The organism is Pectobacterium atrosepticum, from assembly GCF_000740965.1.
In the GTDB taxonomy this organism is placed as follows: domain Bacteria; phylum Pseudomonadota; class Gammaproteobacteria; order Enterobacterales; family Enterobacteriaceae; genus Pectobacterium; species Pectobacterium atrosepticum.
On the sequence record NZ_CP009125.1, the window covers coordinates 524,339 to 551,062 of the forward strand.

Here is a 26,724-nt window from a genome sequence, read left to right on the forward strand (position 1 = left end):
AAATGATTTATGCCGTAATTATTGATAGCGGTATCAGAACGGTGACCGCAGCAGTGATGTCTCCGCGCTGTTTGTGCCATCACCGATTGTGTCTGCACGTTAAATCAGGGAAAATGCTCGGCTACAGTATATTTCCGCTTTGCCTGACGATCTGACATCGGTGTGTTGTTGACTTGATGCTGACGCTGGGTGGCTAACAAAAGAAACCTGAAAATCATGTCTCCAAGTGAATACGCCCGCGAAGTCTCTAAAAGAAGAACGTTCGCTATCATTTCTCACCCTGATGCCGGTAAAACCACGATTACCGAAAAGGTCCTGTTGTTCGGACAGGCGATTCAGACTGCCGGTACGGTAAAAGGGCGTGGTTCGAACCAGCATGCGAAATCCGACTGGATGGAGATGGAAAAGCAGCGTGGTATCTCCATTACTACGTCCGTGATGCAGTTTCCCTATCGTGAATGTCTGGTTAACCTGTTGGATACCCCGGGGCATGAAGACTTCTCCGAAGATACCTATCGTACGCTGACGGCGGTGGACTGCTGCCTGATGGTGATCGACACCGCAAAAGGGGTCGAAGATCGTACGCGTAAGCTGATGGAAGTCACTCGCCTGCGCGACACGCCGATTCTGACGTTCATGAACAAACTTGACCGTGACATCCGCGATCCGATGGAAGTGCTGGATGAAGTTGAGAGCGAGCTTAAAATTGCCTGTGCGCCGATCACTTGGCCGATTGGCTGCGGCAAACTGTTCAAAGGCGTGTACCACCTTTATAAAGACGAAACCTATCTGTATCAGACGGGTAAAGGCCATACGATTCAGGAAGTGCGTATCGTTAAAGGGCTGGATAACCCGGATCTGGATATCGCTGTGGGCGAGGATCTGGCAGCACAACTGCGTGAAGAGTTGGAACTGGTGCAAGGGGCATCGCACGAATTTGAGCTGGAAGCATTTCTTGCTGGTGAACTGACGCCAGTCTTCTTTGGTACCGCGTTGGGTAACTTTGGCGTCGATCACATGCTGGACGGGTTGATCGCTTGGGCACCTACGCCGATGTCGCGTAAAACGGATACCCGCGAAGTTACAGCAGCGGAAGAGAAGTTCACCGGTTTTGTGTTCAAGATTCAGGCCAATATGGACCCGAAACACCGTGACCGCGTGGCATTTATGCGCGTCGTGTCTGGGAAATATGAAAAAAGCATGAAACTGCGTCAGGTCCGTACGGGCAAAGACGTGGTGATTTCAGACGCACTGACCTTTATGGCGGGTGACCGTTCCCACATTGAAGAAGCCTACCCTGGCGATATTATCGGGTTACATAACCACGGCACTATCCAGATTGGCGATACGTTTACGCAGGGTGAAGATATGAAATTCACCGGTATCCCTAACTTTGCGCCAGAACTGTTCCGCCGTATCCGCCTGCGCGATCCGCTCAAGCAGAAACAGCTGCTGAAAGGGCTGGTACAGCTTTCCGAAGAAGGTGCCGTGCAGGTATTCCGTCCATTGACCAACAACGACCTTATCGTCGGTGCGGTCGGTGTGCTGCAGTTCGAGGTGGTCGTTGCCCGACTGAAAACGGAATACAACGTTGAAGCGATTTATGAATCGGTTAACGTTTCTACCGCGCGTTGGGTTGAGTGCAGCGATGCGAAGAAACTCGAAGAGTTTACGCGTAAGAACGAACTGCATTTGGCGCTGGATGGCGGGAATAATCTAGCTTATGTGGCACCGACGATGGTAAACCTGAATCTGACGCGGGAACGTTACCCTGAAGTCACATTCCACCAAACGCGCGAACATTGATTTAGTAGATAGCGCTACAGTTTCACAAAAAAATGGTGACTGTGCCGTTTAAATAGTGACCATGTTGTTAAAATAATCATCACCCGGTTATATTTGGTTTTAGGCCAAAAATGCCGGGTGTTTTTATTTTTAAATGATTTAAAAATCAATGCCTTAATTTTTTATTATCCCCTGCGTTCTTTCTCGCCTCGATGCAACAGACAAATCTGAATTGCTGTACATGTTCCTTCGTTACCCTGTGATTTTCCATTCTGTGGGCTATAGTTAACGGCGTGTTAACTGATTTAGCTCGTTCAACTGTTAACGTAATTTAAGTTGGTTCATTGTTTTGATTTGTTTCGCCTTTGCAATTCAATACTCTAATTTTTATGCAAGAAGAAGGAATCATCGGAGTGTTGGTAACGTCATTATCACTTTGATTTGCTAATGACTGCACAGGCGTTAACGTGGCTCACACAGACTGTGTCGGGCTTAGAGAAAAGCATAAGAAGGAAGACATCGATGAAAAAGACCACATTGACACAATCGCTGATCGTAGTTGCTCTGGGTTCGATTCTGGCTGGCGGCGCCATGGCTGAAGAAACGTTGGGGCAGAAAGTAGAACGTATCGCGGACACAACTGGTGCAAAAATCGATAACTCCGCCAATAAAGCGTCTGGCTACATGAGTGACAGCGCTGTCACGGCAAAAGTGAAAAGCGCGTTGCTGGAAGACAAATCAATTACCAGCAGCGACATTTCAGTCGAAACATCAAAAGGTGTCGTTACACTGAGCGGCTTTGTCGGCAGTCAGGCACTCAGCTCTCGCGCAGTGGAAATTGCCACGCAGGTTGAGGGTGTCCAATCCGTAAGCGATAAATTGCAGGTTAAAGATAATCAATCACAATCAGTTGGCGCGTATGCTGATGATGCTGTGATTACCAGTACGATTAAGGCCAAACTGCTGGCGGATGACATTGTTCCGTCCCGTAAGGTGAAAGTCGAAACTCAGGAAGGCGTTGTGCTACTGAGCGGTGAAGTGGACAACAAAGCGCAGTCCGACCGTGCTGAAAGTATTGTGAAGGCTATTGATGGCGTGAAAAGCGTCAAGAACGACCTGACAGTTAAATAACCGTCGCGATTTCGCACTGGGTTATCCGTAATAGCGGATAACCCGACCTAATCCGCATAATAAAACACCACCTGTGGATACGCAGTCAGGACGCATGAAGCGCGTCAGGATGACCACCACGATTTTTCATTTTGTCTGGTAAGGAGAGCGTATGTTTCGTTGGGGCATTATATTTTTAGTTATCGCACTGATCGCGGCAGCACTCGGTTTCGGCGGATTGGCTGGTACAGCAGCTGGCGCGGCGAAAATCGTCTTTGTAGTCGGTATTATTCTGTTTCTGGTTAGCTTGTTCACGGGTCGGAAACGGCCGTAGCACAGCACATTATATCTTCTAAATAATGTCATACAGAGCACACAGCCGCGCCATGCGGCTGTCACATTTTACCGGCACACTACTCTTTTACCGACACTACTCGCGTATTTGCTGCATTTCGACAGTTTATCAGGAGGTTTATGATGAATAGCGATATCGTTGTTGGCAAATGGAAACAGTGGAAAGGGAACTTTCTGGCGCTGTGGGCTGATTGGTTTGACAGTGACTGTGCCTGGTTGGAAGGAAGTAATGATTACCTGTCTGGCGTCCTGCAAGAGGGTTACGGAAAAGCACACGAAGAGGTATCCTCAGAGAAAACCACGTTACACTGAGGCCTCACCGCAACGACAAGTCCGATTCTGCCATGATACTTTGGCAGGATATTACTTGCGCGTAGAGTAGATTGGGTCGCCTCATCTTGACGGGCTTAATCTTAGCGGAGAAAAGCGACGTGCCTTCTGAACAACACCGTTTTATCGATACCCACTGTCATTTCGACTTTCCCCTATTCTATGATGATGCACCGGAAAGCTTGCGTCTGGCGCAAGACGCTGGGGTTGAACGCATCATTATTCCTGCCGTAGCTTCCCAGCATTTTGAACGCGTATTGATGCTCTCTCGCACCTACTCTCCGCTTTACGCCGCACTTGGCCTTCACCCGCTTTATATCGCCGAACATCAAGAGAACGATCTGCTTCGTCTGGAAGAGGAACTGCGTCAATTGCCTGCCAGACTGGTGGCGGTTGGTGAGATTGGATTGGATCTCTATATGCCGGAGCCGCAGTTCGAGCGACAGCTTACCTTTCTTGAGGCTCAGCTTCGGCTGGCGAAAAAATACGATCTCCCAGTGATCCTGCACTCGCGACGCAGCCACGACAGGCTGGCGCAATTACTTCGACGTATTGAGGTGCCGTGTACAGGTGTGGTTCACGGATTTGCGGGCAGTCTGGCACAGGCGCAAGCCTTTATCCGGCTGGGTTATTACATCGGCGTAGGAGGGACAATTACTTATGACAGAGCGAATAAAACGCGTCAGGCGATCGCGCTGCTGCCGTTAGATCGGCTGCTGCTGGAAACTGACGCGCCCGATATGCCGATGAGTGGCTATCAGGGCCAGCCAAACCGGCCTGAACGTATTTCGTGTGCGTTTGAAACGCTGTGTGCGCTGCGAACGGAGCCGCCTGAAGAGATTGCAGAGGCGCTCTTGCAGAATTCGCTCAGGCTATTTGGGCGACGGACTCCAGAGTAACGCCGCTACCCGTACGCCACTATCATTCCCCAATCGCTCTGCTTCTGCTTTTCTCTTATTTCTGTGCCACAACAGACAGAACAGCCATTTCGATTTCATATACCAACCATGTAATTGTGACGAAGATCACTTTTTGGTGTTTTGGACTGTTCGATGTTGTATGTATTTGTGACATAAATTAGCGACCTTCACGGGCCACTCTTTATAATCAGCTCGCCAGCTTGTGCTTACCGTTCTGGCGAAATGATTTTTTATTATGCACTCACTTTTTTCACGCGTTATAGGGAACTGCACATGCAACTCGTTATGAGTCTCATCGGCATGATTGTTTTGATACTGTGCGCGGTTATGTTGTCCAATAACCGTAAAGCTATCAGATTGCGCACCGTAGCCGGTGCTTTCATTCTTCAGATCGGTATCGGCGCGCTGGTGCTGTATGTACCAGTAGGGCGCAAGATTCTGGAGGGTTTGACGGGTGGTGTAGCAAACGTTATCTCCTACGGAAATCAAGGCGTTTCGTTCATGTTTGGCGGTTTGGTCTCCGACAAAATGTTTGAGGTATTTGGCGGTGGCGGGTTTGTTTTCGCGCTCCGCGTATTGCCGATTATCGTCTTTTTCTCTTCCCTTATCGCTGTACTGTATTACATAGGCGTTATGCAATTGGTCATCAAGGTACTTGGTGGTGGATTGCAAAAACTGTTGGGAACGTCCCGTACTGAATCGCTCTCTGCGACGGCCAATATCTTTGTCGGCCAAACTGAAGCACCGCTGGTGGTTCGTCCGTATATTGCCAACATGACGCAATCAGAGCTGTTTGCGGTGATGTGTGGCGGTCTGGCATCGATTGCCGGTGCCGTGATGGCGGGCTATGCCCAGATGGGCGTGCCGTTGGAATACCTGATCGCTGCCTCCTTCATGGCTGCACCGGGCGGGTTACTGTTTGCCAAACTGATGGTGCCAGAAACAGAAAAAACGCACGACCATGATGAAATGGTTGGGTTTGTTGATGAAGACGAGCGTCCGGCTAACGTTATCGATGCGGCGGCAAGCGGTGCAGCTTCTGGTATGCAACTGGCCCTGAATGTGGGTGCGATGCTGCTGGCATTTATCGCCTTGATCGCTGTGTTGAACGGCATTCTGGGCGGCATTGGCGGCTGGTTTGACTATCCGCAACTGTCGCTGGAAATGATTCTGGGTTGGTGCTTTGCACCCGTTGCGTTCCTGATCGGTATTCCCTGGAGTGAAGCGACTGTTGCGGGTTCGTTCATTGGGCAAAAACTGATCGTCAACGAGTTCGTCGCGTACATGAATTTCAGTGAATATCTGAAAGCAGATGACGTGGTGCGGGCCGCTGGTTTGCAGGTTCTGTCTGATCATACCAAAGCTGTGATTTCGTTCGCGCTGTGCGGCTTTGCTAACCTTTCGTCTATTGCTATTCTTATTGGAGGTTTGGGCAGTATGGCGCCAACTCGGCGTCAAGATATTGCCCGCTTTGGTTTGAAAGCGGTTGCGGCAGGTACGCTTTCTAACCTGATGAGCGCCTGCATCGCAGGATTCTTTTTGGCCCTGTAGATGTAACCAGGCATTCTTGCAGTAGCGAGATGATGGGCGGCGAAAGTCGCCCATTGTTCGTTTAAATCCCTGCATTGTTCAGGGTTTAAACGTGGTCTACGCGGTGTTTACCGAGTGCTGGTGCGATATGCTTGCCTGAGTGGAGTGACATGCTTTCTGCTTTTATTGATGATGTTGAATGGATTACTTTTCCACGGGCAACGGACGGTGCCGCCTACCCAGGTATTACTGCTCGCTGCCATTTCCATTTGTCTGCCTATGACGACGCGCTTTTTGCCGAGGCGAATATTCCCTTTTCCGACGCGCTAGAGCGCGCCGTACCGAAACGACGCGCTGAATTTCTGGCTGGGCGTTGCTTGGCCAAGCGCGTATTGAACAAGTTGGATCATCCCGATTTTATTCTGCATAGCGGGGAAGATCGCTCTCCCCAGTGGCCGGTAAATATTGCCGGTTCGCTGAGCCATAACAAAGACAGCGTACTCTGCGCCGCACATCTGCGTAGCGATGAGCTGTCGTGCGTGGGGGTCGATATCGAAGGGTTTATGTCCGACGAGCGTGCGCAATCGCTGTGGCCTGGTATCATCGGTGACGAAGAGTACCAATGGTTTCAGGGGCGAGATGAGTCGTTCTGCTGTTTGCTAACAGTAAGCTTCTCGGCGAAAGAGAGCTTGTTCAAAGCGCTTTACCCGCAGGTCCGGCACTACTTTGATTTTCTGGATGCCAGACTGGTGGCGCTGGATATCATCAAGCGCGAGTTTGAGCTGGAACTGCTGACCGATCTGACACCGACGTTTTACGCCGGACGCCGTTTTAAAGGCGCGTACCTGCTGAGAGAGTACGACGTCACCACCTTCATCTGCTGCTAAAAAAGCCCGCGTTAGCGGGCTCAGAGCCGTTCATTAGAACTTATAGGAATCAGAACTTGTAGCTAACGCCGCCGTACACCGTACGTCCAGACAGGAAGTAGTCGTTGTTGGTCGCGACGTAATCCCGTTTTTCGTTGGTCAGGTTAGTGAGGCCCAGCTTAAGGTCCACATTTTTAACCGGCGTATAGGTGGCACCGATATCCACGGTGTTAAAGCCACGAGTCTTACTGACTTCTTTATCAAACAGATACTGGTTACCGGTGTATTGGTAAGCAATATAAGTCGATAGGTTATCTAACGTCTGCCAGTTCAACTGGGTGTTAACCGTATTTTTCGGTGTTTGTTTCAGTCGCATTTTTGTCGTGCGGTCTTCGGCATCGACAATAGTCCAGTTAGTGGTCCAGTTCAGGTCATCTGTCACATCGACCCAGAATGAGGTTTCAATACCCTGAATTCGCGCTTTATTCACATTTTCGTAGGTGAGGCGCGTCGCAACTCTGTCCCAGGTCTGAACCTGAATCATGTCTTTAATATCGTTATTAAATAGCGTAACGCCTGCGCCAAAGCGTTCAGCTTCATAAGCGGTGCCGATTTCATAGCTGATTGACGTTTCTGGCTTCAAATCCGGATTACCTACCGTCTGGCAACGGCCACGGCAGGCGGCGATGGCATACGATTCAGATGACTGCGCAATTGAGGGGGCTTTAAACGCTTTACTGACGCCGCCTTTTACCACCCAGTTGTCGGTGAGGCTATAGGTGGCATAAGCGCGCGGGCTGAATTCTGTACCATAAGTCTCATGCTTATCGACACGTCCGCCGAAGGTTAATGCCAGGTCAGATAGCTTGAATTCGTCTTGCAGAAAGAGCGCTCCCTGACTCACGTCAATGGTGCTGTTGGGCAAGTTCATGCTGTGTTTCAATGAGGTTAGGCGATATTCTCCGCCACCGGTCAGTAGATGATCGCCCAGATAGCCGGAGGCCTGTCCGTCAACAGTATGGTTGTCCTGCGTAATGTCCGCTTTGCCATTATTGAGTTGGGAATTATCCATCAATTCCACATTTTCATAGAAATAGCGCAGACGTGTATCGACGTTATCCCAACTGCCGTTGTGCGTTAATCCCAGCCCCAGTCGCTCCATTTTTTGAATGTTGCGAACTGCCGTGCCATAGTTATTCCATCGTACGTCACGGTCGTCTTTGGTATATGTGGCGTCGAAATCCAGGCTCTGTTGGGCATCAATCAACCACGTTAAATTTCCCATCACACTGTAATTATCACGTTTTTCCAGTGCATCGGTATTCTGATTTACCGACTGTTCAGTTTTCCATGCGTCACGTTTTCCGCCATCGGCCAGCAAGCTCCCCAGCAGCGTGTTTTCTATGAGTGGCCCGCTGATATAACCGTTCAGGCGGTTATGGTCGCCGCCAGATCCTTCTGTTGGCGCTTCAAAGTTATAGCCAATTTCGCCTTTGAGTTCGTTACTCGGTTGGTTCAGGATGACGTTAATGACACCGCCCAGAGCATCGGCACCGTACAGGGAGGACATAGGCCCACGGATCACTTCGACACGTTCGATCGCTGAGATGGGAATCGCACTCAGATCGAAATCATTCCCCATGTTGCCAGCAAGCGCATCGCGGGAATTGACCCGACGGCCGTTGATCAGCAGTAAGGTATAGTCCGCTTTCATACCACGGATCTTGATTTCGTTACGACCATAGCTGGTAGACGGGTTGATGTTAATGCCTGGCAGCTTTTTCACCGCATCGGAAACGTTATTCACCGACATCTTTTCCAGTTCGGCGTGGGTGATGACAGAGACGCTGGCGGGGGCGCTTAGCGTGGTGTGTTTCGTCTGTGTTGCTGTCACGACGATTTTTTCATCTGCCGCGTTTTCTGCCTGTGCCAGCGCAGGCAGTGTCAGTAACCCCGTCACCAGCAGGGCGCGATACACCTTGCTGTGTGGAAAATGATGATGTGAAAAGCGACTTTCCGGTTTTAGCTGCATGTCAAAGACCCCATCAAAGAGTGGAAAAAATATCCCCGTAAGTAACGTGCTGCCGACCCATTCGTTGCATGAATCGATCAGTTTATTGCTCAGTCACCTGTGCCGATTGGCGTGCTGCCATTTTCCGGCCACGTTCAGCCAACTGCGGAATCAAGCGTAGGGTCAGCAGCATGGCTGCCAGCGCAAATACGGTGCTGGCGATGGCGAGCTGTGAGAATCCGTCAATTTTTCCCTCTGCGGAGGTGCTCAGATAAGCGGCAGAGGCGACGCTGGCAAGCCCCGATGCCACGTTGGCCGCAGTTCCCTGATAGGACATGAACGCAGCGCGCTGATGCGGCAGCGGAATACCCGCGGTAATCGCCAGCGTGCTGCTGGAACGGGCCGCGCTGAGCGCCATGAATAGGGTGAACACCAGATACAGGGAAAGCGAAAAGGGCAAAACGAAACCGCAGAGAATGACAACGGCCAGCAGCAGCGTCGTTACCACGACCGTCTGGCTGGCATACCCGCGATCCAACAGGTTACCGCACAGTTGCATGGTCACCATGCTTGCCAGCCCGCCGCAGAGGTAGAGCAGGGAAATGTCATCCCGAGGGAAAGCGAGATTGAACTGAAAATAGTTGGAAAAATGGGGAATCAGCAGGAAATGCCCGAACATTTGTAGCGACATCACCGTCAGTCCCAACACGAAAAGGGGAGAGGCCAGCAGGTCCTGTAATACAGAAGTCGGTGCTTTACTAGGATCAAGCTTTTGCTGAGCCCGGTGCGTCGGCGGCATGGAAGGGAACCGCCACAGCACTAATAAAACCAACAGCAGGCCGCCGAGGCCGAACGTATAAAACGGCGCTTGCCAGTTAATACGGTGAGCCAGTTCCAGCGACAGCGGCATGATGACAATAGCTGCGAGTGAAAAGCTCATGCCGACATAGGCCAGCTGCTTTCCGCGTTCGTTGGCCGGCACAATATCGACAACCGCCGCCATCAACACACCGGATGCCGGCCCGGCAACACAGCCCGCTAGAATGAACAGCAGCAAAAGATCGGTTTGGCTGGTGGAGAACATACAGGCTGCCGTCAGGCCGAAGCGCAGCGTCAGCAGAACGATCAGGGCATGTTTACGGTTAAATCTGTCCAGATAAGGTGCGGCGAGGAAGCCGACGATGGCAGAAGCAAACGTTGCGCCGCCGCTGATGTAGCCGATGTTCTTGGCATCCATGGACAGGGCGCTGACGAAATCGGGTCCTAACGGCATCACCATCATCAGGCTACCGAGGGAAAGCATGTTGATGAGCAACGCCAGATGCACAACGGATCGGGTGTGCGGGCGGTACATGCTTTCATCCATGACAGGCTCACATTTAGACACAGTTAGTAAAATATTTGCGCAGTCTAGCGCAGCTTAATTTTATTGACAATAAATGATAACTATTTTCATTATCAACTGTGATGTGGGTTTTATAATCAATACATTCTTATTGCTAACCATTAACCGTTATGAAAGATGAACAATAAAATTGATTAACATCAATATAACCCCCAATTAGTGGGCGTGAATAACCATTGTGTGGAAGGATTGACCGAACACGTTACTTCAGTGTAATTTAACTGCGCTTAATATGAATGATAATTATTTTAATAATCATTGGTATTTAATTTGCGAGCGCAGGAGCTGTCTTGTGGATACACTGATTTCAGAAACTGAAACATTTAGCGGACTAACCTATTCGGAACAGACCGCTTTTTTATATGCATCGGAACACCGAAGCCTTTCTACTTCCGGCTTATTTGAACGTATTTCGTCCCCTGTTTGTGCTCCAGGCTCGCACAATGACGAGCTTAGCCTTGCCATCGCGCAGGCATTCCAACGGGCACGTCAGGCAGGGCAATCGCTGCCTATTGTTGTGGGAGCGATTCCTTTTGATACCACGCAACCATCTTGTCTCTACATCCCTGATAGTTATACCGTTACGACGAAGTCTGAACTCGTCAGCCGTGCTCGTAAGCACACGACTGCGGCACCAAAAGCGTTAACGCTAAACAGTGTCCCAGACGAATGTCAGTTCAAGTCCATTGTGGCAGAGGCCGTTGAGCGCTTCCGTCGTGGTGAACTGAGCAAAGCAGTGCTGTCACGCATTCTGGACATTGAACTGGCGAGCCCTGTTAAGGCGCAAACGATCCTCAACAATCTGATGGTGCAAAACGCCGGTGGATATCACTTCTCACTGCCATTGCCGGATGGCTCTGTATTGCTGGGTGCCAGCCCTGAACTGCTGCTGCGTAAGCAGGGAAACGTGATTGTGTCTAATCCACTGGCGGGATCGGCACGACGGATGAACGATGAACATCTGGACTATCTGAACAGCCAGCGTTTGCTGAATTCAGGCAAAGACAAGCACGAGCATAAGCTGGTGGTGGACGACATTCGTCAACGCCTGATGCCGCTGTGCGCGTCGTTAACCATTCCATCGGCTCCCTCGCTGATGAGTACTGCCTCGATGTGGCACTTGTCCACTGCGATCCGCGGTGAACTGGCGAACCCGGATATGACAGCACTTCAGGTCGCCTGTCAGCTACATCCGACCCCCGCACTATGCGGTTTCCCCACGCAGGAAGCTCGTCAGTTGATCGCCGAACTGGAACCGCACGATCGTGGCGTATTCAGCGGGATCGTCGGCTGGTGTGATGCTAACGGTGATGGCGAATGGGTGATAGTCATTCGCTGCGGCACCATAAAACACAATAAAGTCCGCCTGTTTGCTGGGGCGGGTATTGTTGAGGCATCCGTCCCCGAGGATGAATGGGCTGAAACCGCCGCTAAATTAAACACGATGCTGAATGCGTTTGGGCTTAACTCTGGTGTGGATGGACTATGAGCATTGAATTTACGCCCTGGCCAGAGGAACTGGCACAGCGTTATCGCGACAAGGGATACTGGGTCGGCCTGCCGCTAACGGATGCCTGGGAACGTCATCTGGCGACACAGCCCGATGCGGTTGCGGTCGTGTGCGGCGAACGTCAGTGGAGTTATCGGGAGCTGGATCGACAGTCTTCCGCGCTGGCATCGCGCTTGACGCAAAACGGCCTGCGCTGTGGTGACACCGCGCTGGTGCAGTTGCCGAACGTGGCCGAATTTTACCTGACCTTTTTTGCGTTGCTGAAAATGGGCGTCGCGCCGGTTAACGCGCTGTTCAGCCATAACAAGCTGGAGCTGCTGTCTTACGCCACGCAGATCGAACCGCGCTTGCTGATCGCATCGGCCGAACATCCGCTGTTTGGCAATGGTGAGTTTTTGGATCGGCTACAAACGCAGGTCCCTAGCCTGAAAACAGTGGTGATGCTTGGAGACAGTCCGCTGGGGCACAGTCTGACGGACTGGCTGCAACCGCACGCTTCGGCCAGTAAGTACCAGCCTTCCGCGTCGGGGCAGGTCGCCTTCTTTCAGCTTTCTGGCGGCAGTACCGGCACGCCGAAGCTGATTCCCCGCACCCATGATGATTACTACTACAGCGTGCGCCGCAGCGTGGAAATCTGCGTGCTGACGCCACAAACCCGCTACCTGTGTGCGTTGCCCGCACCGCATAACTTCCCGTTAAGTTCACCCGGTTCACTGGGCGTATTTTACGCCGGTGGACGGGTCGTGTTGGCGTCCGATCCGGGAGCGATGACCTGTTTCCCGCTGATCGAACGTCATCAGATCGATATTACATCACTTGTGCCGCCTGCTGCCGCGCTGTGGATCCAAGCGGCAGAACAGTTTGGTGAAGCGCTGCGTAGCCTGAAGATCTTACAGGTGGGTGGGGCGAAGCTGAGTGAAACCGTCGCACGTCGTATTCCGGCGGTGCTGGGCTGTCAGTTGCAACAGGTGTTGGGGATGGCGGAAGGGCTGGTGAACTATACCCGACTTGACGACAGCGACGAGCACATTTTTACCACGCAGGGCTACCCGATGAGCCCAGACGATGAAGTGAAGGTGTTGGACAGGGACGGTAATCCGCTGCCGAGAGGCGAGGCGGGGCTATTGGCGACGCGTGGCCCGTATACCTTCCGTGGTTATTACCGCAGCCCGGAGCACAATACCCGCGCTTTCGACAGTGACGGTTTCTACCACTCGGGCGATGTGGTGCAGATGACCGAAGAGGGCTACTTGCGTGTGGTCGGGCGGGAAAAAGATCAGATTAACCGCGGTGGTGAAAAGATCGCTGCCGAAGAGATCGAAAATCTGCTGCTTAAACATGACGGCATTCTCCATGCCGCGCTGGTGTCCATGCCCGATCCGGTCATGGGCGAAAAAAGCTGCGCTTTTCTGGTGGTCAGCGATTCTTCGCTGAAAGCCATCACGTTAAGAAAATATCTTCGCAATCAGGGTATTGCCGAATTCAAACTGCCGGACCGCTTCGAGATGATCGACACCTTGCCCGTCACACCAGTCGGTAAGATTGATAAGAAATCACTCCGTCAGCGCATCCAGACCCAACTTAGCATTCAAAATAAATAAGGATTTTGTGATGGCAATCCCTTCTATTGCTTCTTATCCCCTGCCGCGCGCACAGGATTTCCCTGAAAACAACGTTTCCTGGGCGTTTGAACCTGAACGTGCGGTGCTGCTGATTCACGACATGCAGGACTATTTCGTGAATTTCTATGGTGCGGATAGCCCGCTGGCACAACAGCTGATTGAGAACATTTCGGCGCTGCGAACCTACTGTAAAGCGCAGGGGATCCCGGTGGTGTATACCGCGCAGCCTAACACGCAGAGCGCCGCTGACCGTGCGCTGCTGAACGATATGTGGGGCGCAGGGCTGAACAATCATCCAGAGAAACAGCGTGTTGTGAGTGCCCTTGCTCCGGATGAGCATGACACGGTGCTGGTGAAGTGGCGCTACAGCGCATTCCATCGTTCCCCGCTGGAACCGATGATGAAAGAGATGGGTAAAGATCAGCTGATTATCTGCGGCGTTTACGGACATATCGGCTGCATGATTACCGCGACGGATGCCTTCATGCGCGATATCAAGCCCTTCATGGTGGGCGATGCGATTGCGGATTTCTCACTTCAGGAACACCTGATGGCGCTGAAATATGTTGCGACGCGCGCCGGACGGGTGGTTAGCACGGCAGAACTTACGGGAGCAAAAATGGCACAGGCATTGACGAAACAAGGACTGAGAGCGCATCTGCTGAGCTTGATTGATGAAGAAGAAGATCAGTTTGATGAAGATGAAAACCTGATCGACTATGGTCTGGACTCGGTGCGCATGATGGCGCTGCTGACCGAATGGCGCAATCAGGGCGTCACCCTGAGCTTTGTCGATCTGGCGCGTAACCCTAGCCTGAATGCATGGTGGGCGCTGATCGAAAAACAGCAGGGAGCCGCATTATGAAGCCGTTGAGCGTTGCGCAGCGCGGGCTGTGGTTAGGCCATGCCCTGAACGATGATAAAGCGACGTTCAACACGGCGGAGTGCATCGCATTTGATGGCAAAGTCGATATTGACGCCATGCTGAGTGCGATCCGTCAGGCTGTGATGGAATGCGAGTGCCTGTACTGCCAGTTTGTTGAGGTTGCGGGTGAACATGCAGAGCAACCAGAGATCGGTTTTGTAGCTTCGCAACTGCCCGTTCCGATTGGCGTGCTGCCGATTGTAGAACTGTTGCCCGCATCGATGATGGACGAAGAGCAGACGATACGTCAGTGGGCGCGTGACGAAATCTCTCTGCCGCTGGATTTACTGAACGGATTACCCTGCCGCTTTGCGCTGCTGTGCGGTGAAAAACGCGATTTTCTCTACAGTTGTGTTCACCACATTGCGTTGGACGGCTTTGGCACCACGATGCTGTTTCAACGCATCGCCCAGATCTACACCGCGCTGACGACGGGGCAGTCCGCTCCAGTGGCCGAGTTTGGTCCGTTCAGTGAGGTGTTGGAAGAGGAACGGCAGCGCGATGCTAGCGGGCAGACGGCGCAGGCGCGTGATTTCTGGCTAGAGACGTTGAACTCGATGCCGGAACCCGCCAGTTTCAATGAGAAGAAAGCACCGATAGCCGCGCGTTTTTTGCGCCAAAGCTGTGACATGCCAGATGATCTCTGGCAGCCGCTGACCGCGCTGTGTGAAGGCAATAAAATCAGCTGGCCGGATCTGTTTTTGGCGATGCTGGCAACGCACCTGAAACTGGTGTCCGGCAGCGACCGACTGACGTTCGGAATGATGGTGATGAACCGTATCGGCTCCGCCTCGCTGATGGTGCCGAGCATGCAGATGAATATCGTGCCGCTCTGTATTCAGGTGGATGAACAGGCAAATTTTGTGGCGCTGGCGCAACAGGTTGCCCGCACCAAACGCACGCTCCGTCGTCATCAGCACTATCGCTATGAGCATTTACGTCGCGATCTGAATCGCGTCGGCGGCGAACAGCGCCTTTTCGGGCCGCTGATCAATATCATGCCGTTCGATCATCCGCTCAATTACGGATCGCTGTCGTCCAGTACGCTGAATCTTAGCGCCGGGCCGGTAGAAGATCTGACGATCGAGATCCATTTCAAACCGGATGGCACGCCGGTATTGGACTTTGATGCCAATCCAGCCTGTTACAGCGCAGAAGCGCTTGCCAGCCTGCAAGAAACCCTGTTCACGCTGCTTCAGCGCTGGCTGGCGCAGCCGCAGCAAACCAGCGGCGAACTGCTAGGACGCTGGCTGCGTGAAGAACGTGAACTGGCACTGATCACCAGCCGCGAACCTGAACCGTTTGTTGAGCCGGTTCTGACGGCGATTACCAAGCAGGCGCGTAAGAACCCGAGTTATATCGCATTGGCGCAGCGCGATCGACAATACAGTTATCAGCAACTGCTGGATCTGAGCGGTCAGGCCGCTGCGGCGCTACATGAGCGCGGCGTACAGCCCGGTGAACGCATCGGCATTATGCTGAACCGTAGCCCTGAAACCATTATCAGTTTGCTGGCCGTGATGCAGTGCGGCGCGGTTTATGTGCCGCTCGACCCTGAACAGCCGCGTGAACGTCAGCAGCACATCATCCAGATTGCCGGGCTGCGTACGATTGTGACGCAGGCGGATTACCAGCATCGGCTGGCCTCCGTCTTTTCCGGTGAAATCGTTCTGGCGGGGCATCTTTTGTCATCCAGCGCGCAGGCCGTGGCGCTGCCGACTGCGGAATCGAGAGAAGGCCAGATTGCTTATGTCATGTTCACTTCGGGATCGACCGGATTGCCGAAAGGCGTGGAGATCGGTGCCAGCGCGCTGGATCACTTCACGGCGGCGGCACGTCAGCGCTACGGCCTGCGTGCAGAGGATCGCGTGCTGCAATTTGCTCCGTTTAACTTTGATGCCAGCATCGAAGAGGTTTTTGCCACGCTGACCAGTGGTGCGACGCTGGTGCTGCGTACCGATGAAATGCTGGAATCGATTCCCACCTTTGTCGAACAGGTAGACGCACAGGCGATTACGCTGCTCGATCTGCCGACTGCATTCTGGAACGAATGGGTGGTGGGGCTGAAAACTGGCACGCTAACCATGCCTTCTGCACTGCGCGCTATCATCATCGGTGGTGAAGCCGTGTATCCCGAACAGCTGGTGCAGTGGCAACGCCACGCGCCGGACACGTTGCGTTTAATCAACACATATGGCCCCACTGAAACCACGGTGGTGGCGACCAGTTGCGACCTGCAAACCCAGTCTGCTGATGTGGCGCAGCTCCCTATCGGTCTGCCGTTGGCTGGGGTAAACGCACTGGTTCTGGCGGCGGGCGATCGCCCTGCGGCGGAAGGTGAACTGGTGCTGCTGGGGCCAACGCTGGCCGCGGGTTACATCGGTACGGAACACACCGCGTTTACGCAGTTGGCGGTGGGCGATCGACATCTGCCAGCCTACCGCACGGGTGACAGAGTGCGTCTGGAAAAAGGACACCTGTTGTACCTCGGGCGCATGGATAACGAATTTAAAATCAGCGGCTATCGGATTCAGCCAGGGGAAGTAGAATCCCATTTGCTGGCGCAGCCGGATGTCGATGAAGCCTGCGTGCAGGGCATTGTTTACCCCAACGGCGTACGGCGGCTGGTGGCGTTTGTCGCCACGAAAGAGGGCGAGATCGATGCGCGTGCGCTGAAACAACGCCTGAGCAGTGTACTGCCGTCTGCCATGATCCCCACCGATTATCGTGCTTTCCATCAGTTGCCGAAAACCGGGTCCAATAAGGTCGATCGCAAGCGTCTGCTGGCGGAATATCACGATGATGCACCGACGCAGGCGCTAGCCAGCGACACCGAGAATCGGGTCAGCGCCATCTGGCAGCAGATCCTCGGTGTGTCGGGGATTCAATCGCGGGATAACTTCTTCGAACTGGGTGGACAGTCACTGCAAACCATCCAGATCGTAAATCGTCTGGCCGCAGAGTTTTCTGTCAGCATCAAAGTCTCTGATGTGTTCGATCATCCACAGCTCAGCGACTTCTGCCGCTATCTGGACGACAGGCTGTCACAGGATGAAAACAGCGTGGAAATGGTGTGGTAGGGAAAATGATGAACAAGGCACAACCTCTTCAGTTTGATTTCAGCGGCCAGACCGTCTGGGTAACCGGCGCGGCGAGCGGCATTGGCGAAAGCATTGCCCGCCAGTTTGTCGCGCTCGGCGCGAACGTGATCGGATTCGATCGCGCATTCCAACATAACGCTTCCCCGTATAACGATCGCCCGTTTCGCTGCGTGACGCTGGATATCAGCGAGCCGAACAGCGTGGCGGCGGTGTGTCGTCAGCAGTTGGCGGAAACGGGGCTAGACGTTCTGGTCAATGCCGCCGGGATTCTGCGTTTAGGTGATATCGATGCGCTGAGCGTGGACGACTGGCAGCAGTGTATTAACGTCAATGCCTCTGGCGCGTTTTATCTGTTGAACGCGCTGGTGCCGCACTTTAAGCAGCAGCGCCGTGGCGCGATTGTCTGCGTCGGCTCTAATGCCGCACATATTCCTCGCATGCAGATGGCGGCGTACTGTGCTTCGAAAGCGGCGCTCACCAGCCTGTCTCACTGCGCAGGGCTGGAACTGGCGCCTTACGGCGTGCGTTGTAATTTGGTGTCGCCAGGATCGACGGATACGCCGATGCAGCGCGGCATGTGGCACAGCGCCGATGCGGAACAGCGCACTATCGCGGGCTTTCCTGACCAGTACAAGCTGGGGATTCCGCTGGGCAAGATTGCTCAGCCGGAAGAGATCGCCAATACCGTGGTTTTTTTGGCTTCCGATCTGGCCAGCCACATCACCATGCAGGACGTGGTGGTGGATGGCGGGGCAACGCTAACGGCCTGATTTGCTGAGAGAGTGACAAGTCATGAAAGATATCGTAACGCTGTTAAAGCAGCTGGAACGGCAGGGTGTGCGTCTGGCGTTAAATACGCAAGGACAGCTGATTTCGCAGTCCAATAAAGAAGCGATCACGGCAGAAATTGGGCGCACGATTAAGGAAAACAAAGACGCTATCGTGCGCTGCCTGACGGCGCAGCAGGCGTTTGAACGCCCCATCACGCCGCAGAATGCGACGTCTGGCCCGCTGTCGTCATCGCAAAGCGGGCTATGGTTTATCGAACAATACGAAGAGCAATCACACCTCTACAACATGCCGGTCTATTTTCGTCTGACCGGCACGCTGGATGTGGCCGCGCTGGAGTTTGCCTTTGATGCGCTGGCGCAGCGCCATGCCAGCCTGCGCACCCGTTTTGTGGTTAATGAACAGGGCAAGGGTGAGCAGCGTATCGATGCCTATCAACCGTTTGTGATACAGCATGATGACTTCTCTCTGTTACCAGAAGCTGAACGGGAAGGGCGTTTACAGCAGCAGGTGAAAGCGGAAATCAGCCGTCCATTCGATCTCACGGCGGGCGATCTCACCCGCGTGCGGCTGGTGAAGATGAGCGAGCGGACGCACGTTCTGATGATCACCCAGCACCACATCATTTCCGATGGCTGGTCGGTGAAGAATCTGTTTGCTGACTTCAAACCGGCCTTTTTGGCCTGTCAAAACCGCCAGCCTTATCCTGTCGAGACCACTCAGCTTAACTATATCGACTACGCACACTGGTTCAATTCCGACGCATTTCTGGATTACCACAACGAATTCAAACCGTTCTGGGTTGAGCGGCTGACGGGGATTCCGGAAGTGCACAGCCTTCCGCTGGATAAACCGCGTCCGGCGCACCAGAACAGCGGTGGTGAGGTGATCTTCTCCGCGATCAACAACGATCTGTGGGATAAATTCAAGCGCCTGTGTCAGCGCTACAATACGTCTAACTTCATTGGTCTTCATGCTGTGTTCTCCCTGATGCTGGCGCGTATCAGCGGCGAGAAAGACATTGTGATTGGCTCCCCGCTGGCCTATCGCGAGCGGCCGGATATCGAAGATGTTGTCGGCTTCTTCGTTAACACCATCGTGCTACGTACCCAATTGCAGGACAGCCAGAACTTTGTCGATTACCTGCAATACTGCCGCGAACAGGATCTCTCGGCCTTCGATCATCAGCTCTATCGCTTTGAAGCGCTGAGTGAGGCGATCGGGTCCGATCGTACCACGGCGATCAATCCGATCTTCCAGGTGATGCTGGTTTATCAAGCCAAAGTGGATTTCAACGATCTGATCCCTGGCTGTGATGCGGCGGAGGAAACTTCGCCGGTGCTGCCTGCCAAGACGGACATTTCGGTCAAAGTGACGGAACTGATGGGCGAAGTTCGGCTGGACTGGCTGTTTGCCACTGCGCTGTTTGAGCGCCAGACGATCCAGTATTACGCCGACCGCTTTATCCGGCTGATCGAAGCCGTGGTGGAAAATCCGGAAACCGATGTCTGGCATCTGCCGTTGATGGAAACGGATCGATTTGCCGCTGTGCTGGCGGAAACCCAGCAGTTGCCGCGTAGCTATCCGCAGCCACAACTGACGGTAACCGACGTGATTGAAGCCGTGGCACAGCGCGATCCACAGCAGTTGGCGATTGCCTTTGATGGTGAGCAGCGCACCGACACGCTGACGTATGCCGAACTGAACAGGCAGGCTAACCAGCTCGCACACTGGCTGCACCGTCAGGGTCTGGGCGAACAGTCGCTGGTTGGCGTGCTGGCGAAACGCGATCGCTATTTTGTCATTGCGCTACTGGCCATTTGGAAAGCGGGTGCAGCCTATGTGCCGCTGGATCCTGAATATCCGCCAGAGCGACTGCGCCACATCATTACCGATGCCAATCTTGCCGTTATTCTCGGCGGTGATGGGCAACAGCTGGCGCAATGGTCAGCCGAACAGCGTATCGATCTGACCGATCCTGCTGTTGTCGAGCAGTGGCAGGATCTGCCGGGTGATGAACCCCCAGCAATTCCGCGCCACGCACAACAGCTGGCACAGGTGATCTACACCTCGGGATCGACCGGCTTGCCGAAAGGCGTGATGATCGAACACGGTTCGCTGATCAATCTGCTGGACGATCATCGCGATCGCATCGATTTCACGCCACAAAGCACCATGTTCAACTGCATGTCGCTCTCGTTTGACGCCGGTAACATGACGACGCTATTGCCGCTAAGCAGCGGCGGAACGTTAGCGTTTGGTGAGCCCAACGATCGGGCAATTATGCAGGCCGAACAGGCGGGTGCGACACACCTGATCCTGCCGACGGCGCTGATGTCGATTCTCGACCCTAAGCACGTTAACGGTATTCAGGCCATTGGCATGGGCGGTGAAGCCTGCCCGAACACGGTGGTGGAAAACTGGGCAGAGAAAGTGGCGCTGTACAACATGTACGGGCCGACCGAATGTACCGTCACGGCGTTGAGTACCCGTCTGCGTAAAGGCCAGCCCGTCACCATCGGTAAACCGCTCACCCATATTCAGGCGCTGATTCTGGATGCGGCTGGGCAGTTGTGTCCGGTGGGCGTGCCGGGCGAGCTTTGCCTTGCGGGGCTTGGGCTGGCGCGTGGCTACCTCAATCAGCCGCAGATGACCGCCAGCCGCTTCGAGCACATCACGCTAAATGATGTGAACAATGCGGGGCAAGGCGCGGCAACGTTGCGCATTTATCGCACGGGTGACAAGGCCAGACTGCTGAACAACGGTGATTATGAATACTGTGGCCGTATTGATGAGCAGATTAAACTGCGTGGCTACCGCATCGAACCGGGTGAAATCGAGGCACAGCTAGCGGCAGTCTGCCCACCGCTGAAGCAGATTAAAGTCATCGTGGCGCAGGTAGGGAGTCGTCCGGCGCTGGTCGCTTATGCCACGGTGAAAGCTGACAGCAGCACGCCGGAACCTGCCGCCGTGCTGATTGATGTTGCAAAGTACCTACCGGAATACATGGTGCCTTTCCGACTGATGCTGTTAGAAGACATGCCGCTGACGCCGAACGGTAAGCTCGATATGAAGCAACTGCCGCCGGTGCTGGAAGCAAACGAGGGTGACGGTGAGGCTGACAATCCGCTGGAAGCGGACGTGTTGGCGATTTGGCGCAGCGTGCTGAATACGCCGCTGGGCGTTGAGGATGATTTTTTCCGCTTAGGCGGTGACTCTATCCTCAGTATTCAACTCACAACCCGACTGCGCAGCGCAGGCTATGCCTGCACGGTGAAAGACGTTTTCGAAGCGAAAAGTGTACGGCGTTTGTGCCGTGTGCTGGCGCAGAATAATCGCGACACAGGCACTGTCGCGGAGCAGGGCACGCTGGAAGGTGAGTTCGCGCTGCTGCCGATTCAGCGTTGGTTCATGGAGCAGTCGCTGGTACGTCCTGAACACTGGAATCAGGCGGCAATGATCCAACTGCCGGAAGTGGATACCGAACGGCTTGTCACGATGTTGCAGGCGCTGATGGCACAGCACGATGCACTGCGTCTGGGCTGTGATGCCGAAGGACAACGCTATCTGGCGGATGTGCCTTGCCCTGCTTTGCCGACGCTGGATTATCGCCAGCTTGGCGACGATGGCCTGCAACAGGCATTTACCGCATTGCAGAGTGAATTCGATCCTGCGCAGGGAAGAACGATGGCCTGTGCGCTGGTGCGGCACCATCCACAGGCGGACACAGCCTTGTTCCTCGCTTTCCACCATCTGGTGATTGATGCCGTTTCCTGGCGCATTCTGGTTGACGATCTGGAACGGTTGTACCTCGGTGAACCGCTGCTGCCGAAAACGTCAAGCTATCGTCAGTGGGGCGCGGCGCTGCAACACTACGCTACACAACATGCGGAACAGCTGACGTACTGGCAGGCGCAGGAAGACGGCGTAGATCTGACGGCGCTACTGGCGGCTAAAGATCCGCAGGGTCATGCCAGTGCTGCCATTCTGACGCTGGATGCGGCAACTACGGGCCAACTGGTGAGCGAGGCCAATCGTGCCTTTAATACCGACGTCAGCGATTTGCTGCTGGCGGCGCTGACGCGCACGCTAAACGATCTCGGCTGGGGCGATAAAGCACGCATCATGCTGGAAGGGCATGGCCGCGAAGCGATTGATCCGACGTTGGATGTCAGTCGCACCGTCGGGTGGTTTACCAGCACCTATCCGGTGTGCCTGCAAGATAAGCCAGACTGGGCTTCTCTGATTCAATCCAGCAAGGAACAGTTGCGTCAGGTGCCAGACAAAGGCGTCGGGTTTAATCCACTGCGTTATCATCACCCGCAGGGCAATTCGCTGACGCTGTCGCCGATTGTGTTCAACTATCTCGGGCTGTCGGTTCAGGCCGCGGGTACATGGCGTCCGGTGGACGTCGCGCCGGGATGCTGCGTATCACCGGAGAATAAACCGGCAGAGGTTATCAGTCTCCACGGCGGCATTACGGGCGGACAGCTGACGCTGCGTCAGGTTGGTTGCCTCAACCAGCGTGACAGCGAACGCCTGATGACACGGCTGACCGAGAATCTGCGGGCGCTGACGGAAGCCTGTCTGACACAGCTAAGTCACGGAGTCGTCTTTACCCCCAGCGATTTCCCGGCCATCAATCTGAGCCAGACGCAGCTCGACAGCCTGTCACAGCGTTATGACATCGACACACTGTTGCCGCTGTCATCGCTTCAGCAATCAATGCTATACCACCGCCTGCGCTGTCCGCAGGACGACGCTTACCATCTGCAAACGCCGATTCGCTATGCGCAGACGCTGGATGTGGAAGGCTATCGTCAGGCGTGGCAGCGTCAGATTCAGCGTTTCCCAGCCTTGCGTGCCGCGCTAGAAAGCGAGTGTGCCAACGTACAGATGATTGTGAAGCAGGCAGACCTGCCTTTCCACTATCAGGATTTGATGCAGGATGCCGATCCGCACGCGGTCATCGAACGCTATCGCCAGCAGGATTTACGTACCGGATTTAATTTGTCGCAGCCGCCGCTGTTGCGCATTGCCTGCTTCCGTTTGGGCGAGCAGGACTATCGGGTGCTTCTGAGCTGTCATCACAGCGTGATCGACGGTTGGAGCGGGCCACAGCTGCTGGGTGCGGTACATCGTGACTATCAGATGCTGATGCAGGGGCAGGTGTTCATGCACGGCGACGCACCAGCGATTCAGGTGGATCGCGCCTATGTGGATTATGCGCGGCACGCCGTAGCACAGCAGCCTGCCGTCGATGCTTTCTGGCAGCAGCGACAGTCGCTGTTAGCGCAGACTAACGATGTGTCCATGCTGTTTGCGGCAGCAGGGAAACGCGCCGATCTCAGTCAGCATCTGACGCAGATTGAGCCGCAGGTCACCAGCGTGAGCCTGAACGAACAGGATCAGGCGACGCTAACCGCTTTTGCCCGTGAAATAGGCGTCACGCCCAGCATTATCGCACAATATGCCTGGCATCGGCTGCTGGCGCGTTCGACTGGCGATGCGGTCAGTATTGTCGGGAATGTGCTGTCGGGCAGAGAAAGTCCGGTGGAAGACGTGGCGAGCAGCGTGGGTCTGTACATCAACAGTCTGCCGCTGGCGCTGAGCTGGCAGCAGCCCGTGTTGCTGCAACAGCATCTGGTTCAGTTGCAGAACGAGTTGATGGCGATGAATCAGCATGCCACGCAGTCGCTGATTGCGCTTACGGCTGGACGTTCTCGTCTGTTCAACAGCTTGTTTATCTATGAGAACTATCCAGATGCGAAAGCGGAGCAGGGCCAACGCGCTGACGATCCGCATCGGCTATATCCTGAGTTTTCAGCAGCCTATGAAAAGGTAGAGATGCCGCTGAATCTGGTGGTGCGTGAGCAGTCTGGCTGCATGCTACTGCGCTTTGAGTTTGATGCAGATGCGTTGGACAGCGCGCAGGCGCGTCGGGTGCTGATGCGTTGGCATGACGAGGTGGTGGCGCTGATCAATAGCGCGCCGCAGCAGCCAGCCGAGATTATCGGACATGATAAAGCGACAGGCTTGGTGGCGGCACAGAAAATTGTGCCGGATAGCAGTATCAGCCAGCCTGATACGCCGTTTGCCCAAGCGCTGCTGCGCGTATGGGCGCAAACGCTACGTCTCGGTGAACCCGGCCTCGGTGAGTCCGACCTCTGGTCACGGACGTTGTGTGAAAGCGGTGTTGATTCGCTCCAGCGTATTGCGCTGGCACAGGCGCTGAGCCGTACGTTAGCGCAGCCAGTGAGCGTGGCGCTATTGCAGCGCTACCCTTCACCGCAGGCGCTGAGTGGACATCTGGCACAGTCGAGGGTTACCGCCAATGAGGAAACGCTGTCATGACAGGGAGCAATGATGTCATCGAGAATCTGTTGGCCGATATTCAACAACCAACGGCCTTCGGGCAGCGGGCGGGTGCCGCACACGGGGAACAGCGCCACAGCGGTGAGCTATTCCAGCAGTATCCAGCATCGCTGGTGTGCGCGGCGTGGAGCTGGCTGCTGTACAAGTACAGCGGTGAAGAGCAGGTGTGTGCGGCGTTTGTCACGTCCGATCTTCCTGACAACCTGAGGCCGTTGATCGCTCATTTTCAGCAGCGCGATCGTCTTGTCAGCGAGTGGATCGCAGTGGTGGGATCGTCCTGCGATCCACAGCCTGCACCAGCGGTTCTGACAGCTGAAACCCTGCATGCGCTGTTTAGCAGCGTGCTGATCGTCGGGGATATAGCATCACTACCTGTTGTGATGCAGAAGGTGGTGCAAAAGGTGGCGCTGATCGTAGAGGTTCAGAACGATCGGTTAATTCTGACCGCGCCTGATGGGCAACTCGATAATCGGCAGCTTCAGTGCATTGCCCGCCATCTCACCCGGCTACTCGATGGTCTGCTGACACAGCGCTGGGAGCGGCTGGCGCAAATTCGCCTCAGCCCGCTGGTGGCGCCGTTACCCCACAGGCCGCAGGCGCGTGCACTGCATGACGAACTGTTCATGCGTCTTACTCAGGCTGCGCGTCAGGATCATGTCGCGATCCGCTTTCAGGAACGTGTCATTAGCTATCGGGAACTGCTGCAACGTGTGGCGTTAATTCAAGGGATGTTGGCTGCACAGGGTGTTACTGCCGGTCAGCGAGTAGGGCTGCATCTCAGCCGGCAGCCTGATACTGTCGCGGCGCTGCTGGCCTGCCTCTTTTCTCAGGTGACGTTTGTGCCGCTGGAGCCGGATTTCCCTGGGGAACGGCTACAGGCGATTCAGCAGGAAGCGGCGCTGGCCGCGGTCTTGCAGGATGGTTATACCGGTGGATCGCTGACGTTTGACTGCCCAATACTGAACCTCTGTGATTTACCGCATGCAGAGCGTGCCCCTTCAGCGAGCGTACAGTTGGCGCAAGCGGGTGGGCCGGAAACGGCAGCCTATATGATGTTTACCTCCGGTTCGACGGGGAAACCGAAAGGCGTGGTGATTGGTCAGCGGGCGCTGCAAACCTTTATTCATGCCAGCGTAGAGCGGCTGGCCTTAACGGATAACGCTAACTGGCTGCTTATCACTACGCTCGCCTTTGATATCTCGATGCTGGAAGTGTTTGCGCCGCTGTGGGTCGGTGGCGTACTGCACCTGACCACGCATGAGGAGTACAAAGATCCGCAGGCGGTTGCGACGTATTTGCAGGATCGACCGGAAATCAACGTGTTGCAGGCCACGCCCGCCTTCTGGCGCATGATGTTCAAAGCGGGCTGGCAAGGTAAACCTGATTTGGTGGCGCTATGCGGTGGCGAAGCGCTGGATCTGCGGTTGGCACAGCGCTTGGTCAGCCGTTGCAAGACACTGTGGAATTGCTATGGGCCAACCGAAGCGACAATTTGGTCGCAGATGGCGCAAATTGATGGCGCTGCACTGGAGAACCAGCACACGATTGCGCTGGGGAATACGCTGGCGGGCTATCAACATCTGGTGATCGATGACGATCGTCATCCTCTGGCAGAAGGAATGGTGGGTGAACTGTGCATTCTCGGTGAGGCGCTGAGCAGCGGATATTGGCAGCGTGACGATCTGACGCAGGATCGTTTTGTTCAGCAGGTGGAATCCGGGCAGCGAATGTATCGCACGGGTGATAAAGTCCGGCTGCTGGGGGACGATCGCTATCAGTATCTTGGGCGTTTCGACGATCAGGTGAAATTACGGGGATTTCGCATCGAATTAGGGGAGATCGAAGCGCAATTGAAACGGATCGAACAGGTGCAAGATGCGGCCGTCAAACTTCAGGGCGAAGGGGATGACGCGGTGCTGGTTGGCTACGTGGAATATAAACCCGGTTCAGAGATGACCAAGCTGGCGCTGCGTAAACAGCTGCATCAGTTCTTGCCCGCTTACATGGTGCCGGGGCGCATCGTGACGTTGGATAAGCTTCCCAAAACTGGCAGCGGTAAGGTCGATCGTAAACGTCTGACGGACGTCTGAC

General features: G+C 54.4%; 16 protein-coding genes. 14 read left to right on the forward strand and 2 right to left on the reverse strand.

Annotated features, from left to right (window positions below; all coding sequences use genetic code 11):
- Nucleotides 1-216 precede the first annotated feature (216 nt).
- From prfC to GZ59_RS02380, 7 genes are all read left to right on the forward strand, one after another.
- Nucleotides 217-1,806 carry a peptide chain release factor 3 gene (prfC, locus tag GZ59_RS02355; RefSeq protein ID WP_011092090.1) on the forward strand — a complete coding sequence of 530 codons (1,590 nt, stop codon included), beginning with the start codon at nt 217-219 and terminating at the stop codon, nt 1,804-1,806.
- A 501-nt stretch (nt 1,807-2,307) separates the two neighbouring features.
- The gene (gene osmY, locus GZ59_RS02360; RefSeq protein ID WP_011092091.1) at nt 2,308-2,916 is read left to right on the forward strand and encodes a molecular chaperone OsmY; all 609 of its coding nucleotides are present in this window, start codon (nt 2,308-2,310) and stop codon (nt 2,914-2,916) included.
- A 151-nt stretch (nt 2,917-3,067) separates the two neighbouring features.
- Nucleotides 3,068-3,229, forward strand: a complete 162-nt coding sequence (locus GZ59_RS22535) for a DUF1328 domain-containing protein (RefSeq protein WP_003019081.1) — start codon at nt 3,068-3,070, stop codon at nt 3,227-3,229.
- A 143-nt stretch (nt 3,230-3,372) separates the two neighbouring features.
- Nucleotides 3,373-3,561, forward strand: a complete 189-nt coding sequence (locus tag GZ59_RS02365; RefSeq protein WP_010284712.1) for a CsbD family protein — start codon at nt 3,373-3,375, stop codon at nt 3,559-3,561.
- Nucleotides 3,562-3,680: 119 nt separating this feature from the next.
- Complete coding sequence (locus tag GZ59_RS02370) at nt 3,681-4,478, forward strand: TatD family hydrolase (protein WP_039294658.1); 798 nt, start codon at nt 3,681-3,683, stop codon at nt 4,476-4,478.
- Between the two features lie 294 nt (nt 4,479-4,772).
- Nucleotides 4,773-6,050 carry a NupC/NupG family nucleoside CNT transporter gene (locus GZ59_RS02375; protein ID WP_011092093.1) on the forward strand — a complete coding sequence of 426 codons (1,278 nt, stop codon included), beginning with the start codon at nt 4,773-4,775 and terminating at the stop codon, nt 6,048-6,050.
- 149 nt (nt 6,051-6,199) lie between these two features.
- The gene (locus tag GZ59_RS02380) at nt 6,200-6,916 is read left to right on the forward strand and encodes a 4'-phosphopantetheinyl transferase family protein (RefSeq protein ID WP_039289811.1); all 717 of its coding nucleotides are present in this window, start codon (nt 6,200-6,202) and stop codon (nt 6,914-6,916) included.
- 49 nt (nt 6,917-6,965) lie between these two features.
- On the opposite strand, the gene GZ59_RS02385 is transcribed toward GZ59_RS02380, so the two are convergent.
- On the reverse strand, nt 6,966-8,927 hold the full coding sequence (locus GZ59_RS02385; protein WP_011092095.1) for a TonB-dependent receptor domain-containing protein: 1,962 nt from the start codon (nt 8,925-8,927) through the stop codon (nt 6,966-6,968).
- A gap of 82 nt (nt 8,928-9,009) precedes the next feature.
- A complete protein-coding gene (locus tag GZ59_RS02390; protein WP_011092096.1) occupies nt 9,010-10,260 on the reverse strand; it encodes an MFS transporter in 1,251 nt (416 codons plus the stop codon).
- Between the two features lie 343 nt (nt 10,261-10,603).
- Here GZ59_RS02390 and GZ59_RS02395 point away from each other — a divergent pair, with 343 nt between their 5' ends.
- The 7 genes from GZ59_RS02395 to GZ59_RS02425 are packed head-to-tail and all read left to right on the forward strand — an operon-like array spanning nt 10,604 to nt 26,723.
- Nucleotides 10,604-11,800: an isochorismate synthase gene (locus tag GZ59_RS02395; RefSeq protein ID WP_039289817.1), complete on the forward strand. Its 1,197-nt coding sequence runs from the start codon at nt 10,604-10,606 to the stop codon at nt 11,798-11,800.
- Nucleotides 11,797-13,422, forward strand: coding sequence for a (2,3-dihydroxybenzoyl)adenylate synthase (locus GZ59_RS02400; RefSeq protein WP_039289822.1), 1,626 nt, complete (start codon nt 11,797-11,799; stop codon nt 13,420-13,422). Before GZ59_RS02395 ends, GZ59_RS02400 begins: the two co-directional genes overlap by 4 nt.
- Nucleotides 13,423-13,432: 10 nt before the next feature.
- A complete protein-coding gene (locus tag GZ59_RS02405; RefSeq protein ID WP_039289825.1) occupies nt 13,433-14,308 on the forward strand; it encodes an isochorismatase in 876 nt (291 codons plus the stop codon).
- On the forward strand, nt 14,305-17,448 hold the full coding sequence (locus tag GZ59_RS02410; RefSeq protein ID WP_039289828.1) for a non-ribosomal peptide synthetase: 3,144 nt from the start codon (nt 14,305-14,307) through the stop codon (nt 17,446-17,448). Before GZ59_RS02405 ends, GZ59_RS02410 begins: the two co-directional genes overlap by 4 nt.
- Before the next feature lie 5 nt (nt 17,449-17,453).
- On the forward strand, nt 17,454-18,239 hold the full coding sequence (gene dhbA, locus GZ59_RS02415; RefSeq protein WP_039289831.1) for a 2,3-dihydro-2,3-dihydroxybenzoate dehydrogenase: 786 nt from the start codon (nt 17,454-17,456) through the stop codon (nt 18,237-18,239).
- 22 nt (nt 18,240-18,261) lie between these two features.
- Nucleotides 18,262-24,612, forward strand: a complete 6,351-nt coding sequence (locus tag GZ59_RS02420) for a non-ribosomal peptide synthetase (RefSeq protein ID WP_039289834.1) — start codon at nt 18,262-18,264, stop codon at nt 24,610-24,612.
- On the forward strand, nt 24,609-26,723 hold the full coding sequence (locus GZ59_RS02425; protein WP_039289837.1) for an amino acid adenylation domain-containing protein: 2,115 nt from the start codon (nt 24,609-24,611) through the stop codon (nt 26,721-26,723). The genes GZ59_RS02420 and GZ59_RS02425 overlap by 4 nt, the downstream gene beginning before the upstream one ends.
- Nucleotide 26,724: the final 1 nt, after the last annotated feature.

What these genes read in the sequence shown, in the direction of transcription:
- prfC (WP_011092090.1), top strand. Translation starts at nt 217, where the DNA reads ATGTCTCCAAGTGAATACGCCCGCGAAGTCTCTAAAAGAAGAACGTTC.
- osmY (WP_011092091.1), top strand. Translation starts at nt 2,308, where the DNA reads ATGAAAAAGACCACATTGACACAATCGCTGATCGTAGTTGCTCTGGGT.
- GZ59_RS22535 (WP_003019081.1), top strand. Translation starts at nt 3,068, where the DNA reads ATGTTTCGTTGGGGCATTATATTTTTAGTTATCGCACTGATCGCGGCA.
- GZ59_RS02365 (WP_010284712.1), top strand. Translation starts at nt 3,373, where the DNA reads ATGAATAGCGATATCGTTGTTGGCAAATGGAAACAGTGGAAAGGGAAC.
- GZ59_RS02375 (WP_011092093.1), top strand. Translation starts at nt 4,773, where the DNA reads ATGCAACTCGTTATGAGTCTCATCGGCATGATTGTTTTGATACTGTGC.
- GZ59_RS02380 (WP_039289811.1), top strand. Translation starts at nt 6,200, where the DNA reads ATGCTTTCTGCTTTTATTGATGATGTTGAATGGATTACTTTTCCACGG.
- GZ59_RS02385 (WP_011092095.1), bottom strand. Translation starts at nt 8,927, where the DNA reads ATGCAGCTAAAACCGGAAAGTCGCTTTTCACATCATCATTTTCCACAC.
- GZ59_RS02390 (WP_011092096.1), bottom strand. Translation starts at nt 10,260, where the DNA reads ATGTACCGCCCGCACACCCGATCCGTTGTGCATCTGGCGTTGCTCATC.
- GZ59_RS02400 (WP_039289822.1), top strand. Translation starts at nt 11,797, where the DNA reads ATGAGCATTGAATTTACGCCCTGGCCAGAGGAACTGGCACAGCGTTAT.
- GZ59_RS02405 (WP_039289825.1), top strand. Translation starts at nt 13,433, where the DNA reads ATGGCAATCCCTTCTATTGCTTCTTATCCCCTGCCGCGCGCACAGGAT.
- GZ59_RS02410 (WP_039289828.1), top strand. Translation starts at nt 14,305, where the DNA reads ATGAAGCCGTTGAGCGTTGCGCAGCGCGGGCTGTGGTTAGGCCATGCC.
- dhbA (WP_039289831.1), top strand. Translation starts at nt 17,454, where the DNA reads ATGATGAACAAGGCACAACCTCTTCAGTTTGATTTCAGCGGCCAGACC.
- GZ59_RS02420 (WP_039289834.1), top strand. Translation starts at nt 18,262, where the DNA reads ATGAAAGATATCGTAACGCTGTTAAAGCAGCTGGAACGGCAGGGTGTG.
- GZ59_RS02425 (WP_039289837.1), top strand. Translation starts at nt 24,609, where the DNA reads ATGACAGGGAGCAATGATGTCATCGAGAATCTGTTGGCCGATATTCAA.